14 protein-coding genes and 1 tRNA gene are annotated in these 18,379 nt (G+C 33.8%); 13 read left to right on the top strand and 2 right to left on the bottom strand.

Annotated elements, in window-relative coordinates:
• The first annotated feature begins 6 nt into the window (after nt 1–6).
• The 6 genes from ftsH (at nt 7) to H601_RS0111095 (ending at nt 5,185) form a co-directional block, all read left to right on the top strand.
• Complete coding sequence (gene ftsH / locus H601_RS0111120) at nt 7–1,959, top strand: ATP-dependent zinc metalloprotease FtsH (protein ID WP_026711587.1); 1,953 nt, start codon at nt 7–9, stop codon at nt 1,957–1,959.
• Nucleotides 1,960–2,074: 115 nt separating this feature from the next.
• Complete coding sequence (locus H601_RS0111115; RefSeq protein ID WP_026711586.1) at nt 2,075–2,677, top strand: LUD domain-containing protein; 603 nt, start codon at nt 2,075–2,077, stop codon at nt 2,675–2,677.
• A 1-nt stretch (nt 2,678) separates the two neighbouring features.
• Nucleotides 2,679–3,485, top strand: coding sequence for a phosphatidate cytidylyltransferase (locus H601_RS0111110; protein WP_026711585.1), 807 nt, complete (start codon nt 2,679–2,681; stop codon nt 3,483–3,485).
• The gene (locus tag H601_RS0111105; RefSeq protein ID WP_026711584.1) at nt 3,475–4,125 is read left to right on the top strand and encodes a phosphatidylserine decarboxylase family protein; all 651 of its coding nucleotides are present in this window, start codon (nt 3,475–3,477) and stop codon (nt 4,123–4,125) included. Before H601_RS0111110 ends, H601_RS0111105 begins: the two co-directional genes overlap by 11 nt.
• 3 nt (nt 4,126–4,128) lie before the next feature.
• Entirely contained in the window at nt 4,129–4,401 is a 273-nt protein-coding gene (locus H601_RS0111100) for an acyl-CoA-binding protein (protein WP_026711583.1), read from the top strand.
• Nucleotides 4,402–4,525: 124 nt separating this feature from the next.
• Nucleotides 4,526–5,185: a superoxide dismutase gene (locus tag H601_RS0111095; protein ID WP_051220730.1), complete on the top strand. Its 660-nt coding sequence runs from the start codon at nt 4,526–4,528 to the stop codon at nt 5,183–5,185.
• A gap of 48 nt (nt 5,186–5,233) precedes the next feature.
• Here the strand turns inward: H601_RS0111095 and H601_RS0111090 are convergent, their stop codons facing one another.
• Entirely contained in the window at nt 5,234–7,867 is a 2,634-nt protein-coding gene (locus H601_RS0111090; RefSeq protein ID WP_026711581.1) for a valine--tRNA ligase, read from the bottom strand.
• Between the two features lie 156 nt (nt 7,868–8,023).
• On the opposite strand from H601_RS0111090, the gene H601_RS0111085 reads away from it, so the two are divergent.
• The 4 genes from H601_RS0111085 to H601_RS0111070 all read left to right on the top strand — a co-directional run bounded on the left by H601_RS0111085 (nt 8,024) and on the right by H601_RS0111070 (nt 11,626).
• Nucleotides 8,024–8,455 carry a DUF1573 domain-containing protein gene (locus tag H601_RS0111085; RefSeq protein ID WP_026711580.1) on the top strand — a complete coding sequence of 144 codons (432 nt, stop codon included), beginning with the start codon at nt 8,024–8,026 and terminating at the stop codon, nt 8,453–8,455.
• A gap of 1 nt (nt 8,456) precedes the next feature.
• The gene (locus H601_RS0111080; protein ID WP_245571649.1) at nt 8,457–10,169 is read left to right on the top strand and encodes a PNGase F N-terminal domain-containing protein; all 1,713 of its coding nucleotides are present in this window, start codon (nt 8,457–8,459) and stop codon (nt 10,167–10,169) included.
• 92 nt (nt 10,170–10,261) lie between these two features.
• Entirely contained in the window at nt 10,262–11,395 is a 1,134-nt protein-coding gene (locus H601_RS0111075) for a TlpA disulfide reductase family protein (protein ID WP_026711578.1), read from the top strand.
• A 150-nt stretch (nt 11,396–11,545) separates the two neighbouring features.
• Nucleotides 11,546–11,626: transfer RNA gene (locus tag H601_RS0111070), tRNA-Tyr, on the top strand.
• A 117-nt stretch (nt 11,627–11,743) separates the two neighbouring features.
• Here H601_RS0111070 and H601_RS0111065 read toward each other — a convergent pair.
• A complete protein-coding gene (locus H601_RS0111065) occupies nt 11,744–12,574 on the bottom strand; it encodes a hypothetical protein (protein ID WP_026711577.1) in 831 nt (276 codons plus the stop codon).
• Nucleotides 12,575–12,802: 228 nt separating this feature from the next.
• Here H601_RS0111065 and rplS point away from each other — a divergent pair, with 228 nt between their 5' ends.
• The 3 genes from rplS (at nt 12,803) to H601_RS0111045 (ending at nt 18,378) form a co-directional block, all read left to right on the top strand.
• A complete protein-coding gene (rplS, locus tag H601_RS0111055; RefSeq protein WP_026711576.1) occupies nt 12,803–13,153 on the top strand; it encodes a 50S ribosomal protein L19 in 351 nt (116 codons plus the stop codon).
• A 453-nt stretch (nt 13,154–13,606) separates the two neighbouring features.
• On the top strand, nt 13,607–15,829 hold the full coding sequence (locus H601_RS0111050) for an NADP-dependent isocitrate dehydrogenase (protein WP_026711575.1): 2,223 nt from the start codon (nt 13,607–13,609) through the stop codon (nt 15,827–15,829).
• A gap of 170 nt (nt 15,830–15,999) precedes the next feature.
• The gene (locus H601_RS0111045; RefSeq protein ID WP_026711574.1) at nt 16,000–18,378 is read left to right on the top strand and encodes a TonB-dependent receptor; all 2,379 of its coding nucleotides are present in this window, start codon (nt 16,000–16,002) and stop codon (nt 18,376–18,378) included.
• Nucleotide 18,379 lies beyond the last annotated feature (1 nt).

The raw sequence follows: 18,379 nt of genomic DNA, 5'->3' as shown, positions 1-18,379 counted from the left end.
AAACTAATGGCTAAAGAAAATAATTCTACTCCAAATCCAAACAAGTTCAAATTTAATCCCTGGCTCATTTATTTTATAGTAGCGGGAATTTTTGTTTTTATAAGTGTTATTTCCGGAGGAAGTTCTTTTCAGGAACCCGGAAAATTATCCATTTCTAAATTCAATGAGTATTTAGAAAATGGTGAAATTGAGAAAGTTTTAGTGTATAATAAAGGTGAAAACGTAAGCGAAGCTGAAATTTACATTAAAAAAGATGCCCTTAAAGATGCCAAGCACAAAGCAGTAGTAAAAGATGTTTTAGGCCGTGATAATTCTGGTGCTCATTATCTTTTACCCAGTATTGGTGAAGAAAAATTATTCCAAGAAAAGTTGGAAAATGCTAAAAAGGAAAACAAAATCAATGATTATAACTTTTTGGTTAAAAACAATTGGTCAGGTATTTTCCTAAATTTATTACCCATCATTTTAATCGTTGTCATTTGGATTATCATCATGCGAAGAATGTCGGGTGGTGGTGCCGGAGGTGGCGGTGGACAAATTTTCAACATTGGAAAATCAAGAGCAAAACTTTTTGATGAAAAAACGGATGTTAAAGTAACGTTTAAAGATGTTGCCGGTTTAGAAGGTGCCAAAGAAGAAGTGCAAGAGATTGTAGAATTCTTGAAAAACCCAGAAAAATATACCAGTTTAGGTGGAAAAATACCAAAAGGAGCCTTATTAGTTGGCCCTCCCGGAACTGGAAAAACCTTGTTAGCTAAAGCGGTTGCCGGAGAAGCTAAAGTGCCTTTTTTCTCATTATCCGGTTCTGATTTTGTGGAAATGTTTGTTGGTGTTGGAGCTTCTCGTGTAAGAGATTTATTCAAACAAGCTAAAGACAAATCACCCTCAATCATATTTATTGACGAAATTGATGCAGTGGGTCGTGCGAGAGGAAAAAATAATTTCTCTGGTTCTAATGACGAAAGAGAAAATACGCTGAATCAATTATTAACAGAAATGGACGGATTTGGCACCAATACAAACGTGATTGTTTTAGCTGCTACTAACCGTGCTGATGTATTAGATAAAGCATTAATGCGTGCCGGCCGTTTTGACAGACAGATTTATGTTGACTTACCGGATATTAGAGAACGTAAAGAAATTTTTGAGGTACATTTAGGTCCTTTGAAAAAAGAAGAAGGTTTGGATACCGACTTTTTAGCGAAACAAACCCCGGGTTTTTCCGGTGCAGATATTGCAAATGTTTGTAATGAAGCAGCCTTAATCGCAGCTAGAAACAACAAGAAAGCAGTTGACAAACAAGATTTTCTTGATGCAGTTGATCGAATTGTAGGTGGTTTAGAAAAGAAAAATAAAATAGTTACTCCAGATGAGAAAAGAGCTATTGCCACGCATGAAGCCGGCCATGCAACAGTAAGTTGGATGTTGGAACATGCTGCTCCTTTAGTAAAAGTTACAATTGTTCCTCGTGGACAAAGTTTAGGTGCTGCTTGGTATTTACCGGAAGAACGATTAATTGTTCGCCCGGAGCAAATGTTGGATGAAATGTGTGCAACTATGGGAGGAAGAGCTGCTGAAAAAGTAATTTTCAACAAAATTTCTACAGGAGCATTAAGTGATTTAGAAAAGGTAACTAAGCAAGCTAGAGCTATGGTTACCATCTACGGTCTGAATGACAAGCTGGGCAATATCACTTATTATGATTCAACTGGACAAAGTGAGTATAATTTCTCGAAACCCTATTCTGAAGAAACAGCCATCACTATTGATAAAGAAATTTCAACTTTGATTGAAAGTCAGTATCAACGAGCTATACAATTATTAGAAGATAACAAAGACAAATTAATTCGCTTAGCGGATATTTTAATTGAAAAAGAAGTGATTTTCAAAGACGATTTAGAGATGATTTTCGGAAAACGTCCATTTGAAAATGAAGCTCATGTTTCTGTTGGCGAATAAAAACATCAGAAGATTTTTAAAAAAATCAAAAAAACTCCTTTCATTATGATTTTGAAAGGAGTTTTTTTTATCTTTGAACGATTTCCATAACATAAGAAGAATTGTTCAAAACTATATGAGTCTTTTCAAAAAGCTGTTTGGGTCAGGAAATGACGCTTCTGATGACAAAAAAGAGAAAGAAGCGAGTCCGTTTAATCCCGAAATTAAAATTCCGGTAGATGAGTTATTCACTTTCAATTTTAAAAAAAATGGAGGTAAATTTCTTTATTGCGAGAATTTAGAGGAAGTAAATGAACAATTGTTAAATATTTTAGAAGAAAACGATTGGTTTGAATGTGAAGCCGTATGTTATGAACCAAAGCTATTTCATTTTTTAGATGATAACAAACTAACTTATAAAAATGTTACCTCTCCAAAATTTTTATTGGCCAGTTGTGAAAATTTAATTGCAGACGAAGGTTCCGTTTTATTAACTTCAAATCAAATAAAACAAAATAAACCAAACGAATTGCCAGCCAATATTGTTGTTTTTGCAACTACCAGTCAAATATTAGAAAGTAAAAGCGACGGTTTAAGAGAAATCAAAAAACGTTACGAAAAAGATTATCCTACTAACATTACTACCATAAAATATTTTGAAAAGGCAAAAGAAGAAGACTTTCTTCATTATGGTAGTGCAGCCAAAAACCTATACTTATTGCTTTTAGAAGATCTTTAAGATGAATGAAACGCTTACAAGAGCATTATCGGGAGCAGTTTACATTCTTTTACTATTAAGCTGTATATTATTTTCTGAAACTACCTTTTTATGGTTATTTGGACTTTTTATGGCCATTGGTGTATTAGAATTTTGTAAATTGGTAAAACTACATTTCATCATTCCTTTAATATTGGCAATTGTTGGATTTTCTATCTTTTATAAATCAAATTTTAAACCTGTTTACGACAGTATATTAACATTTTGTTGTTTTTTTGTTTCTGTCAAATTACTGTTTTTTTTATTTTACAAAAAAGAAAAAAAAATATCTTCTCTTGAAAAATGGATATATTTAATTGGGTATATCATTATTCCATTTATTATCATCACAAAAATTCCTATTGGAGTAAAAGGCTATAATCCCAAAATATTAATTGGTATTTTTGTATTGATCTGGACCAACGATACCTTTGCTTATGTGGTTGGAAAATCATTTGGAAAACATAAATTATTTGAGCGAATTTCTCCCAAAAAAACAATAGAAGGATTTTTTGGCGGACTTCTTTTTAGTGTTGGCATGAGTTTTTTAATTGCTATACACTATATTGAAACTTCAAATGTAAATATTTGGATAGGAATAGCCATATTAGTTAGTATATTTGCAACATTGGGTGATTTAATTCAATCTAAATTCAAGAGAATTGCCGGGGTAAAAGACAGTGGCAAAATTATGCCAGGACACGGTGGCCTTTTGGATCGCTTGGATAGCATCATTTATGTAGCCCCTTACATTTTTTTATATTATCAAATTTTAAAGTATGTTTCATAAAGAAGGAGCAAAAATTATTTTAGGCACTACCGTTTTTGTAGCAGCCCTAGTTTTATTGGCAGATGAATTTATTGGTTTAACTTGGTTAAGAATGACCGTTCAAATTATTGGACTGGTCCTTCTAATTTTGGTTTTACAATTTTTTAGAAATCCGAAAAGATATACCCAAAACGATGACAATCATGTAATTGCACCGGTAGATGGAAAAGTGGTTGTTATTGAAGAAGTTTTTGAATCAGAATATTTTAATGACAAACGTCTTCAGGTTTCCATTTTTATGTCACCAATAAATGTTCATGTTACTCGATATGCCGTAAACGGAAAAATCAACTTTAGTAAATATCATCCGGGAAAATATTTAGTAGCTTGGCATCCAAAAGCGAGTACTGAAAATGAAAGAACAACTGTGGTTATAGAAAATAGAATATTTGGCGAAATTTTATATCGTCAAATTGCAGGTGCTTTAGCTCGAAGAATTGTGAATTACGCAAAAGTTGGCACGCACGTAAAGCAAGGACATGATGCCGGTTTTATAAAATTTGGTTCTAGAGTAGATTTATATTTACCTTTGGGAACAGAACTTAATGTATCGCTTAATCAAGTGGTGAAAGGTGGTGAAACTGTCCTAGCCAAAAAATAAAGCATGAGTGAAAAAGATTTAGATAGTCGTTTTCAAGAAGCATTTGAAAATGCTTCAAATATGACGGAGCAACTTCCTCAAGATGTGATGTTGCGAATCTATGCTTTTTACAAACAAGCCACACAAGGCACTTTTCAATTTAGACATTTAAATAATAACGATTTGCGTAATGCTTTTAAAACAAATGCATGGATGCAAATTAGCCATTTAACTGAAGAAGAAGCAAAAGAAAAATACATTGAAATGATTAATAAATTGTTAACTAAAAAAAAATAATAAAATGAAAAAGTATATTGCTGCCATTTGTTTAATGGCTCTATTCGCAAGTTGTAATAATTCTAAAAAATTAGAAGAAGTTGTTGAAGTTCCGCTACCGGAAAAAGAGGAAGTGATTGTTGAAATGGGGAATCCATCGGATGTAAAAGTTGACGAAGGCGGTGCTTTCCAAATGATTGCACTACCCTATGCTTATAATGCTTTAGAACCTCATATTGATGCCAAAACAATGGAAATTCATTATTCCAAACATCATTTAGGTTATGCCAATAATTTGAACAAAGCAATTGCCGGAACAGAAATGGCAAATATGTCTATTGAAGATATTTTGAAAAAATTAGATCCAGAAAATAAAGCCGTTAGAAATAATGGTGGTGGTTATTATAATCACAATTTCTTTTGGGAAATAATGGGTGCTAACAAAGGTGGTGAACCAACAGGAGATTTAGCTGCAGCAATCAATAAAGACTTTGGAAGTTTTGCCGATTTTAAAACACAACTGGTTGAAGCCGGAATGAAACAATTTGGTTCAGGTTGGGCTTGGTTAATTTTAGATAAAACAGGGAAATTAAGCATTGTAACTACTGCTAATCAAGATAATCCTTTAATGACAAAAGTTGGAAACACAGGAACACCAATTTTAGCGGTTGATGTTTGGGAACACGCCTATTACTTAAAACACCAAAACAAAAGAAAAGATTACTTAGAAGGATTTTTTAATGTTGTTAATTGGGATAAAGTTGCCGAAAAATATGCAGCAGCTGTTACACCTGCAGTAAAATAATAGTAACCAGATACAAATGAAAAGTCCCTCAAAAATGAGGGACTTTTTTTATTTCAAAGCGGTTAAACTTTCTTCGATTGTAGCGATTTTAGCTAACGCATCAGCTTCTTTTTTGCGTTCCATTTCGATTACTTTTTCCGGAGCTCCAGATACAAATTTTTCATTTGACAACTTATTTTGTACTGAGGCCAAAAAACCTTTTATGTAAACTAACTCGCTCTCTAGTTTTTCAATTTCCTCTGAAACATTAACAGATCCGGCAATAGGAATAAAATACTCGTTTGATTTTACTCTAAAAGTTAAGGCTCCATTCACTTTATCAGTTACTTCATCAATTCCTGACAAGTTCCCTAATTTAATAATAACCGCATCAAAACGATTCGATACTTTTTCTTTGTTGATTACTTTTACATCTAAAACATCTTTAAAAGTGATGTTTTTTTCTTTTCGAATGGTACGAATTCCAGCAATCACTTCTTTTGTAAATTCAAATTCGTCAACCAAACCTTGATTTGTATTAGAAACCGTTGGCCATTCAGAAACAATTAAGGCTTCATCAGTAGAACGAGTAGCGATATGTTGCCAAATTTCTTCCGTTAAGAAAGGCATAAATGGATGTAACAATTTTAAATTTGCTTCCAAAAATGAAATAGCTTTTTGATAAGTTACACTATCAATTGGTTGTTGATAACCCGGTTTAATCATTTCTAAAAACCATGAACAAAAATCATCCCAAACTAATTTATAAATGGCCATTAGAGCATCTGACAAACGATATTTTTCAAAATGATCTTCAATTTCGTTCAATGTTTTTTCTAATTTGGCTTCATACCAATCAATTGCAATAGACGAACTTTCGGGTTGTTTGATTTCATCACTTACCTTCCAGCCGTTAACTAATTTGAAAGCATTCCAAATTTTATTTGCAAATGCTTTCCCGTTACTACAAAGTTCTTCATCAAACATAATATCATTTCCGGCAGAGGCACTTAACAATAAGCCTACCCTAACTCCATCTGCACCATATTTGTCAATCAAGTCTAATGGATCAGGTGAATTACCTAACGATTTAGACATTTTTCTTCTTTGCTTATCGCGAACCAAACCGGTTAAATATACATTTGAAAACGGTTTCTTTCCGGTATATTCATATCCGGCAAAAATCATCCGAGCCACCCAGAAAAACAAAATATCCGGGCCGGTTACCAAATCATTAGTTGGATAATAATACTTAAAGTCTTTGTTTTCCGGGTCTAAAATACCACCAAAAACAGCCATTGGCCACAACCATGAAGAAAACCAAGTATCTAAAGCATCTTCATCTTGTCGCAAATCTTCCATCTTTAAATTGGCATTTCCGGATTGCTGTTGAGCAAGAACTAGAGCTTTTTCTTTGGTTTCGGCTACAACAAATTTTTCCTTTCCTTCTTCATAATAAAAGGCCGGAATTTGTTGTCCCCACCAAAGCTGTCTGGAAATATTCCAATCTCTGATATTTTCTAACCAATGTCTGTACGTATTGTTAAAACGGTTGGGATATAATTTGATTTCTTCGGTTTCCAATACGGCTTTTAAGGCCGGCTTCACCATTTCATCCATTTTCAAAAACCACTGATCAGAAAGTCGCGGTTCAATAACTGCCTTTGTTCTTTCTGAAGTACCTACTTTATTGATATGGTTTTCAATTTTAAGCATGTGACCTAATTGTTCTAGCTCTTTGGCTATTTCGTCACGTACAACAAATCTATCTTTTCCGGAATAATGCATTCCATGATGATTCAAAGTTGCATTTTCGTTAAAAATATCAATTACCTCCAACTGATGTTTTTCGCCTAATTCTTTGTCATTTACATCATGAGCAGGTGTTACTTTTAAACATCCTGTTCCAAATTCCATGTCCACATACTCATCAAAAATAATCGGAACAACACGATTACAAATAGGAACAATCGCTTTTTTACCTTTTAAATGTGAATAACGCTCATCATTTGGATTAATACAGATGGCAGTATCGCCCAAAATGGTCTCCGGTCTGGTGGTAGCAATTGTTACGAACTCATTTGAATCCTCAATTTTATATTGAAGAAAATATAATTTTCCTTGACGTTCTTCATAATTTACTTCTTCATCAGAAAGGGTTGTTTTGGCTTCAGGATCCCAATTCACCATTCGATAACCTCTATAAATCATTCCTTTGTTGTATAAATCAACAAACGATTTGATTACCGAAGCACTCATATCATCATCCATCGTAAACTTAGTTCGACTCCAATCACAGGAACAACCAAGTTTCTTTAACTGCTCTAAAATAATTCCTCCATGTTTATCGGTCCATTCCCATGCATGTTTCAAAAATTCTTCACGAGATAAACTATCTTTTGAAATGCCTTCCGCTTTTAATTTCGCTACAACTTTTGCTTCTGTTGCAATAGAAGCATGATCTGTTCCCGGTACCCAACAAGCATTTAATCCTTTTAATCGAGCTCTTCTAATTAATACATCTTGGATGGTGTTATTTAACATGTGGCCCATGTGCAAGACTCCAGTCACGTTTGGTGGTGGAATTACAATTGTATAAGGCGTTCGATGATCTGGAGTAGAATAAAAATAGTTATTCTTCATCCAGTAATCATACCACTTTTTTTCGGCTTCTTTGGCATCAAATTGAGCAGGAATAGACATGTATCGAAAATTAAAAAGTTAACAATTTTATTACAATTGGTCTGATTTTTGTAATAATGGACAAAAGTAAGCATTTCGAGAGAGTATTAAAAATGATTTTACTATTTGTATTTTGATTAAAAAAAAGTAATTTTACAACACCCAAAAACTAAAACCATGAAAAAAGTAGTTACCCTTTTCCTATTATTCTTTTGCTTCGTCAGTTTTGCCCAAAAAGGTCCAAAAATTGAATTCAAAGCAAAAGACAACACCATCGATTATGGCAAAGTATATAAAGACCAAGACAATGGTGTTCGCGTATTTGAATTTACCAATACCGGTGATGCACCGTTAATTGTGACCAATGTTCAATCTACTTGCGGTTGTACCGTTCCTTCCAAACCAAAAGAACCCATCATGCCCGGAAAATCAGACAAGATTGAAGTAAAATACAATATGGCCACAGGTCCCATCCGAAAAAGTATTACCGTTGAAACCAATGCGGTGAATGTAGAAGGAGGAAAAGTACACTTAAAAATCAAAGGCGAAGTATTGGAAAGAGTTGAAAACAATGTTTTAGAAAAGAAAAAAGTAGGTCCAATGCAATAATATGCAAAGCTCTTCCCAACGGAGAGCTTTTTTTATGATGATGAAAAACACTATAACCATCCTTCTTATTTTCGTAACCAATCTTTTTTGGTCACAAACCTATCAGATTACCTATCAAAAATACTATCACGATCAGCTAACTGAACCTGAAAATCCAATTGTACTTTTCACATCAGCTTCGGAAACGATTTTAACGACTAAATTGACGTTGGAAAAAAAAGCTGCTTTTCCCTTCGAACAAGCGATTATAAATCGAAAACAGAATCACGTCACACAACTCGCTTTTTTAAAAGATAAACGTATCATTCAAACCATTGATAGTACTTCAATAAATAATCAAAAATTTGAGTTGATAAATGAATTCAAAACGATATTAGGCTATTCCTGTCAAAAAGCAAAAACCATCATTAATTCCAATACCATTGAAGTTTGGTTTACAAAAAACCCAACAGTAAAGGGAGCCCCAACATTATTGGGTCAAGATTTAGGACTGGTATTAGAAATGAATCGAAACGGAAATTTTATCATCAAAGCTGAAAAAATGGAAAAAATTAAAAAAATTCCATTTGATGTTACACTTCCATCCATACCTCAGTTTAATGCTATTGATTACAAAGATTTACTTTGGAAAAGTCGCTTTTTAACTTTTTCCATTTTTGAAAACGAGACCATTCGATTTGCAGATAATGCCGTTTCTAACGACAGTATTTTACGTTTTGCCAATGGAACCGTTATTCTGAAAAAGATTAAATTTCCGTTGTTAGACATAAATAGCAATGTATTTATTCAACTCAAAACTCATTCTAATGGTGATGCGTATGACCGAACCGGTTCTGTTTTTCTTGTGCCCAATGATGGAAAAAAATCATTCTTAAAAGGGTTTATAGAAGGCGTATCCACATTACCTATTTTTGAAAACGGTAACGGTAAGAAATACCAAGGCATTCGATTAGAAAAAGATTTTCTACCCATTACAGAGTTGATGCGGTTTTTCACTCCATTTGGCATTCAACAATACAATCATATTGTTTTAAAAGATAAAAACTGGCTTAATGAAGTCGTTTATCGTCAAGACATTACCGATTTACTTTCCACTTTTAACAATCAAGAAGTGTGGATAGGAACATTTATTGGCAATTATGATAAAGGCGGACACAAAGTTGCATTAGAAATCACTGCTCATTCAGGGGAAAATAGTGCTAAAATTGCTTCAAATCAATTTGCTTTACCATTATTCAATACAACAAACGTATTAGAAATGGCCGGTCAAGAATATGGCACATTGTTTTCTGACCCAAAAGGATTGACTGTTCATTTTACTCTGGATAAGCCACTTCAAAATGCAAAACTTCGTTACATCACCACCGGTCATGGTGGTTGGGAAAACGGTGATGAATTTGTTCCCAAAAAAAATACCATTTCCATAGATGGCAAAGAATGGTTTTCCTTTGTGCCATGGCGACAAGATTGTGGTTCATATCGCTTATATAATCCGGCATCAGGTAATTTTGCAAACGGACTTTCTTCATCTGATTACAGTCGCTCTAATTGGTGTCCGGGCACGGTTACCAATCCTGTAAATATTGATTTAGGTAACTTAGAAGCCGGAAATCACACTATAACGATTCAAATTCCGCAAGGTTTACCGGAAGGAACAAGCTTTAGTGCTTGGAATGTTTCCGGAATTTTATTGGGTGAAAGTAAAATAGAATAAATCACTCAAATATTAAATTAAAAAATTACGTTAACACACCTTTGTTAACTTGTATTTTTTAATACTTTTGCACCCAATTAATTAATAGAAAAATGAAAAAAATAATTGGATTTTTACTTGTATTGGTATTTTTTACTGCTTGTAATCAATTAGCAGACAACGAATTTATTATTGAAGGAACAATTGAAGGAATTGAAAATGGAAAAAAAGCAGTTTTAGAAACCCAAGATGAAACCGGAATGGGATTAAAAGCTACAGATTCTGTTGTAATTAAAGATGGTAAATTCACCTTTAAAGGAACCGTTGAAGAACCGGAATTACGTTTTGTTCAAGTGGAAGGTGTAAACGGAAAAGCGGTTTTTGTTTTGGAAAATGGTGAAATCAACATGAAAATTTTCAAAGACAGTGTAAACAAAACGATTATTGGAGGTACTTTCAATAACGAACAGTTTGCAAAATACAACCTTGAACAAGGCAAAATCCAGAAAAAAATAATGGATTATCGAAAAGTAAACATGGAAAAAATGCAAACTGCATTAAAAGATAAAGATTCTTTAACCATTAATGCTTTACGCGACGGTTTTACTAACTTACAAAAAGAATTAAACGAGTATAACATTACTTTTTCTGAAAAAAATCCGAAAGCATTCATCAGTGTATTGATGTTAGAAAACATGTTTTATCAACCGGATTTAGACATTGAGAAAATCAAAAAAATATACAATAACCTAGATAAATCAATTCAAGCAACCAAACCGGGTAAAAAAATTGGCGATATGATTGCCAATCATAATGCGGCTGAAGTTGGTAAAAAAGCTCCGGATTTTTCAGGACCAACGCCAGACGGAAAAACTGTTTCGCTAAAAGAGGTAATGGGTAAAGTTACTATAATTGATTTTTGGGCTTCTTGGTGTGGACCATGCAGAAAAGAAAACCCAAATGTTGTAGCATTATACAATGAATATCACGAGAAAGGCTTAAATATTATTGGTGTATCTTTAGATAAAGAAGGAAATGGAGATAAATGGAAACAAGCAATTGAAGCAGACAAATTAACGTGGCCTCAAGTTTCTAATTTAAAATACTGGAATGATCCTATTGCCAAAAAATACAATATTCAATCTATTCCGGCTACTTATATATTAGATGCTAATGGAATTATTGTGGCAAAAGATTTAAGAGGTGAACAATTAAAAGCAAAAGTGATTGAATTATTAGGTGTTTAATTCCTATAATAAAGCTAAAATGAGAAATCCCCTATTTGGGGATTTTTTTATTACATTCATTACCAAATAATTACTATTTATTTTCATTTATCTACAAAAAAAGGTTGTTTCAAAGTAAAAACAATTCTATATTTGCACCGCATTACGCGGGGGGAGATACTCAAGCGGCCAACGAGGACGGACTGTAAATCCGTTGGGAAACCTTCGCAGGTTCGAATCCTGCTCTCCCCACAAAAACATCTCGATTTTTTCGGGATGTTTTTTTTTAAATCTAAAAATCGTTTATCCCATTTTTCATAAAAAAAGACCCAATTTAAATTGAGTCTTTTTGAAAATTTCACTTCCTCTTTATAATAAGACAATGTTGTAAACATTACCGTTACTATGTGTGTAAGTGGCAAGCTTATCACATGTATTATCTCCATAGTCAATTACACCATCTAAAACAGTACCTTGAACGCCTAGTTTTCCTTGAGAAATATTAGTACAACTGTATTTTTTGATAAGAGGCTCAACTACTGATAAAGTAAGGGTTGTTCCTCCAACTTTTGTAATTGTATGCGTACCGGAAGTAATTTCGTAAACATTATCAATCAGTACTAAAGTATTTACACCTTCTGTTTGCTTTACTGATCTGGTTCCGTTGTGCGTAAAAACTCTTCCGTCTTGATGTGTTACTTTTCCATTGGTAATCGTTCTGTTCCATTGAGGCGTAGTTGCAGAAACCGTTGTGTTTTGATAGGTTACAGTTCCTTCTACTTTCATACCATTTACATAATAATTATATCCTCTAACAATTGTGGTCATACTTCCTGAATTCATTACATAATCTGTCAAAGTAATCATTACACTTCCTGATCGAGTAATTCCGTTATGCGTGCATCCACTTCCAAAATTTAGTGTAAACGTTTTGGGGAAAATTCCAGGTTCATTGTTATCAACAGTAACTGATGCACATGGAGCAATACTTGATGTTGCTTGTACACTTCTATCGGTTAAAGCGTTGTTATCCGAAGAAACATCAATAGCTGCATTAAAATCCAACTCAGTTGTAAAGTCAATTTCAGTTGAACTTTTAACTAATTCTCTGTCTAATGCAACATCTTCTTCACGGTTACATGATGCAAACACTACACTCAACAATACAAACAAAACTTTACTTAAACGTACTTTTTTCATGGTTCTATTTTTTAAATTTTTCTATTTGACTAGGTAAAGATAAAAAGGTTTAATTTAACACTTCCAGTAATTGTGTTTCATTCCTCATTTGAATATAAAAAATCACAAACTTTTTGTATAAATTGATGTAATTTAAAAATAAATTGTAAATTTGCACCCACATTTGGACCAACCTCTGACGAAAATCGTGTATGTTGCTCTGATAATCACTATTTTAACTTAAATGTTATGGCAGATTTAATGAAATTCGTTCAAGACGAATTTATTACAAAAAAAGACTTTCCAGAATTTGGAGCAGGTGATACTATCACTGTTTATTATGAAATTAAAGAGGGTGAAAAAACTAGAACTCAGTTCTTCAAAGGAGTTGTAATCCAAAGAAGAGGTACTGGTGCTACTGAAACATTCACTATCCGTAAAATGTCAGGAGCTGTTGGTGTAGAAAGAATTTTCCCAATCAACATGCCTGCTTTACAAAAAATTGAATTGAACCAAAGAGGTAAAGTTAGAAGAGCTCGTATTTTCTACTTCAGAGACCTTACCGGTAAAAAAGCAAAAATCAAAGAAAGAAGAAAATAATCAACTTTCTATTCATAAAGAATCCCGTTTTGAAGTTCAGAACGGGATTTTTTATTGGTTTCAAATAATAATTTAAAACTATGCACTTTATGTGTAATCCCTTTCAGGTTCTAAAAAATTTGCCACGAATTACACTAATTTTCACAAATTGATTCGTGAAAATTAGTGTAATTCGTGGCAAAAAAATAAGTTAAGCAACAATCCCGACATTTAGTCTGCTAAACCAAATTTATGGATTTCCAGCCCAGCGTGATTTAGTTTATCAATTTTAAAAACTCACTCAATTTTTAATTCGTTTTTTGTCAAATTACTAATTTTTATAGTTCAGATTATCATATCCATAATTCAATCGTTTTCGTTTGAAGAATCTACCTAAATTCTGCTTCGTTTTTCTTATCTTTGTCATCCTGATTTTTCAGGAATCGTTACAAACAAACACAAACAAATACAACCATTATGTCAAAATCCAAAATTATTTATACAATTACGGATGAAGCTCCTATGCTTGCCACTCACTCACTTCTTCCGATTGTAAAAGCTTTTACAGCTCCCGCACAAATTGAAGTTGAAACCAGAGATATTTCATTAGCCGGAAGAATCATCGCTAATTTTCCGGAATATATAACCGAAAGTCAACGCCTAAATAATGATTTGGCAGAACTTGGTCAATTAGCCACAACTCCAGAAGCTAACATTATAAAATTACCAAATATTTCCGCTTCTGTTCCTCAGTTAAAAGAAGCAATTGCAGAATTACAAAAATTAGGCTATGCCATTCCAAATTTTGTTGAAAATCCACAAACCGAAGAAGAAAAAACCATCAAAGCTAAATTTGCTAAAGTACTAGGTTCAGCCGTAAATCCCGTTTTACGTGAAGGAAATTCCGATCGTCGTGCTCCAAAAGCGGTGAAAAATTATGCCAAAAACAATCCGCATAGCATGGGTGCTTGGTCAAGTGATTCTAAAACGCATGTAGCTCACATGAACGGTGGCGATTTTTATGGCAGTGAACAATCGGTTGCCATTCCGGAAGCTACAACATTCAAAATTGTTTTTGAAGCCAAAGATGGAACAACAAAAGTTTTAAAAGATACAACACCTTTAAAAGCAGGTGAAATTATAGATAGTTCGGTAATGAACTTAAAATCATTAAAACAATTCATTGCTAACGAAATTGAAGATGCAAAGGCAAAAAACGTATTGTTTTCTGTCCATTTAAAAGCAACAATGATGAAGGTTTCCGACCCAATTATATTTGGTGCTATTGTAGATGTTTTCTTTGCTGATGTATTTGAGAAATATGCTGATTTGTTCAACGAATTAGGTGTGAATACCAAAAACGGATTAGGTGATGTTTATGCCAAAATTGCCGGTCATCCTAAACAAGCTGAAGTAGAAGCTGCCTTAAGCGAAGCAATGGCTAAAGGACCTGCGATTGCAATGGTCAACTCGGAAAAAGGTATTACTAACCTTCACGTTCCTTCGGATGTAATTGTGGATGCTTCGATGCCAGCAATGATTCGAACTTCCGGACAAATGTGGAATGCTGAAGGAAAACAACAAGATACAAAAGCCATAATTCCGGACAGATGTTATGCAGGAATTTATACCGCTACGATTGATTTTTGTAAAAAACACGGAGCATTCGACCCAAAAACAATGGGAAGCGTTCCTAATGTTGGTTTGATGGCTCAAGCTGCGGAAGAATATGGTTCGCACGACAAAACTTTCCAAATGGATCAGGAGGGTGTGGTAAAGGTTATAGATGCCAACGAGACCATTTTAATGCAACAAAATGTTGAAAAAGGCGATATTTTCAGAATGTGTCAAGTAAAAGATGCTCCTGTTCAAGATTGGGTAAAACTAGCCGTAAACCGTGCGAGATTATCCAACACGCCAGCTGTTTTTTGGTTGGATGATAATCGAGCTCACGACAGAAAAATCATAGAAAAAGTAAATGTATATCTAAAAAATCACGACACAAACGGATTGGATATTCGTATTCTAAATCCGGTTGATGCCACTACGTTCACCTTAGAGAGAATCATCAAAGGTTTAGATACCATTTCTGTAACCGGAAACGTGTTGCGTGATTACTTAACCGATTTATTCCCTATTTTAGAATTAGGAACATCGGCCAAAATGTTGTCTATCGTTCCGTTAATGAATGGTGGTGGATTATTTGAAACCGGTGCCGGTGGTTCTGCTCCAAAACATGTAGAACAATTTATCGAAGAAGGTTATTTGCGTTGGGATTCATTGGGTGAATTTTTAGCTCTTGGCGTTTCGTTAGAACATTTAGGTCAAACATTGAATAATGCTAAAGCGTTGGTTTTATCTGAAACCATAGATACTGCTACCGAAAAATTCTTAGAAACGGACAAATCTCCTGCCAGAAAAGTGGGTCAGATTGACAACAGAGGTTCACATTTTTATTTGGCTTTCTATTGGGCTCAAGCGTTAGCAGAACAAAATAAAGATGCTGAATTAAAAGCACTCTTCACTCCTATTGCTCAAGAATTAACAGAAAACGAAGCCAAAATCAATGAAGAATTGATTGGTTCGCAAGGCAAAAAACAAGAAATTGGTGGTTATTACAAACCTGATTTTAAATTGTTGGAAAAAGCAATGCGTCCGAGTAAAACATTAAATGCTGTTTTGGCGAAGTTGAATTAAACTCAAATGACACTATTCTAATAAAGTATTATTTTTTGGAATTATATCTTCAACTGTTTATAAACAAAAAAGACAATCTTAACAGGTTGTCTTTTTTATTAACCCTACTTTAACAACTGATGTATAAAATTTCTAAAAAAAATTCATCAATTTTGTTAAAAAAATTACTCATGTCGTTAAACAAAATTATATTGACATTGTTGATGACTCTTGGAATATTATTTTCATCAACCGCACAAGAGAAATTCACAATCAGCGGAACCATTTCCGACCAAAACAGCAACGAAACACTTTATGGTGTAAATATCATTGCAACCGAAACAAAAACCGGTTCAACCACCAATGAATATGGCTTTTATTCGATTTCTTTGCCCAAAGGAACTTACTTAATTCAAATTAGTTATGTTGGTTATCAAACCATTGAAGAAACTATTGTTTTAGACAAAAACATTCGAAAAAACTTTTCTTTATTCGAATCGAGTCAACAATTAAAGGAAGTTGTGGTAAGCGACCGAAAAGTAAAGGCGGAAATTCGCAAACCAGAAATGAGTGTAAACAAACTTTCCATTCAGGAAATCAAAGAAATGCCGGTAATTTTAGGAGAAGTAGACATTGTGAAGTCATTGCTTACGCTACCGGGTGTGACCAATGCCGGTGAAGGTCAATCCGGATTTAACGTTCGTGGTGGTGGAGCCGATCAAAATTTAATCTTGTTGGATGAAGCGACAATTTACAATTCATCGCATTTATTTGGATTGTTTTCTGTTTTTAATCCGGATGCTATTAAAGATTTGAAATTATACAAAGGCGGAATTCCTGCTCGTTACGGCGGAAGACTTTCATCTGTTTTAGATATTTATCAGAAAGAAGGAAATAGTAAAGAATTTCACATGAACGGAGGAATCGGGCTTATTTCCAGTCGTTTAATGGCGGAAGGACCAATTGTAAAAGACCGAGGTTCTTATTTAGTAGCCGGAAGAGGTTCTTATGCTCATTTGTTCTTAAAACTAACCGATAATGATAACTCCGCTTATTTTTATGATTTAAATACTAAGATCAGCTACAAGCTGAACGAAAATAATAATCTTTATTTTTCGGGATATTTTGGAAGAGATGTTTTTTCACTCAACGAAACGTTTGTAAATACGTATGGAAATAGTGTTTTGAATCTTCGATGGAATCATTTGTTTTCTGACAAACTCTTTAGCAATATGTCATTTATCTATTCTGATTATTATTATGGATTAGAACTGGATTTTGTTGGTTTTTTATGGAATAGTGGCATCAAAAATTACAATTTTAGATATGATTTTAAACATTATTTGTCAGACAAACTAAAATTAACGTATGGTGCAAATGCCATTTACTACAGTTTTAATCCCGGAAAAATTGAACCAAGCCGATCAGATTCAGGAATCAATGCTGATCAATTGGATAAAAAATATGCATTTGAATCCGCTTTTTATATTGATGCAGAACATCAACTAACCGAAAAACTTACTGTTTCGTATGGAGTTCGCTACAGCAACTTTTTGCGATTAGGTGAACAAACCTTGAATGTTTATGAAAACAATCAGCCTGTAACGTTCAATTCCGCTTTCCAAATATATGAGAGTGCGGAACCAATCGGAACTGTAAGCTATGGAAAAAATGAAACCATTGCTCAATTTGACAATTTTGAACCCCGTCTTAGTGTAGCATATGCATTAAATGACAATCAATCTGTCAAAGCCAGTTATAATCGAATGTCACAATATTTGCATTTGATTTCCAATACACAATCGCCTACTCCATTGGATGTTTGGGCTCCAAGTGATCAATTTTTAAAACCTCAACTTTTGGATCAATATGCCATTGGCTATTTTCAAAATTTTAAAGATGATAACTATTCATTAGAAATAGAATCGTATTACAAAACCATTAAAGACCGAGTTGATTATATTGATGGTGCTAATTTAATTGCCAATGAAGCTATAGAACGAGTTGTATTAAACGGCAGAGGTCGAGCGTATGGAATTGAATTTTTGCTCAGAAAAAATAGCGGCAGAATTACCGGATGGCTTGCTTATACTTTAGCAAGAACGGAACAACAAGTAGCAGGAAGAACGCCAGATGAACCGGGTATCAACAACGGCAATTGGTATAAAACCGGTTTTGATAAACTGCATGATTTATCTGTGGTGGGTAATTATAAATTAAATGAAAAATGGCGTTTTGGTGCCACATTTGCTTTTCAAACCGGTCAACCTGTGACGTATCCTAATGGTCAATATGAATATTTAGGCATCACCATTCCTAATTTTAGTTCGAGAAATGATAGTCGCCTTCCAGCCTATCATCATTTGGATTTAGCTGCTACTTTGACTCCTTCAAAAAACAAAGACAGAAAATGGTTTGCCGAGTGGGTTTTTGGAATTTACAATGTCTATAATCGACAAAATGCAGCTTCAATTACGTTCAGACAAAATGATGAAACCGCAAAAAACGAAGCCATTCGCCTTTCTATTTTCGGAATTGTTCCAAGTGTTACGTATAATTTCAAATTCTAAA

The organism is Flavobacterium filum DSM 17961 (assembly GCF_000425465.1).
Lineage (GTDB): Bacteria > Bacteroidota > Bacteroidia > Flavobacteriales > Flavobacteriaceae > Flavobacterium > Flavobacterium filum.
The sequence above is the reverse complement of the archived record's forward strand: the minus strand, read 5'-3'. Positions and strand labels throughout refer to the sequence as shown.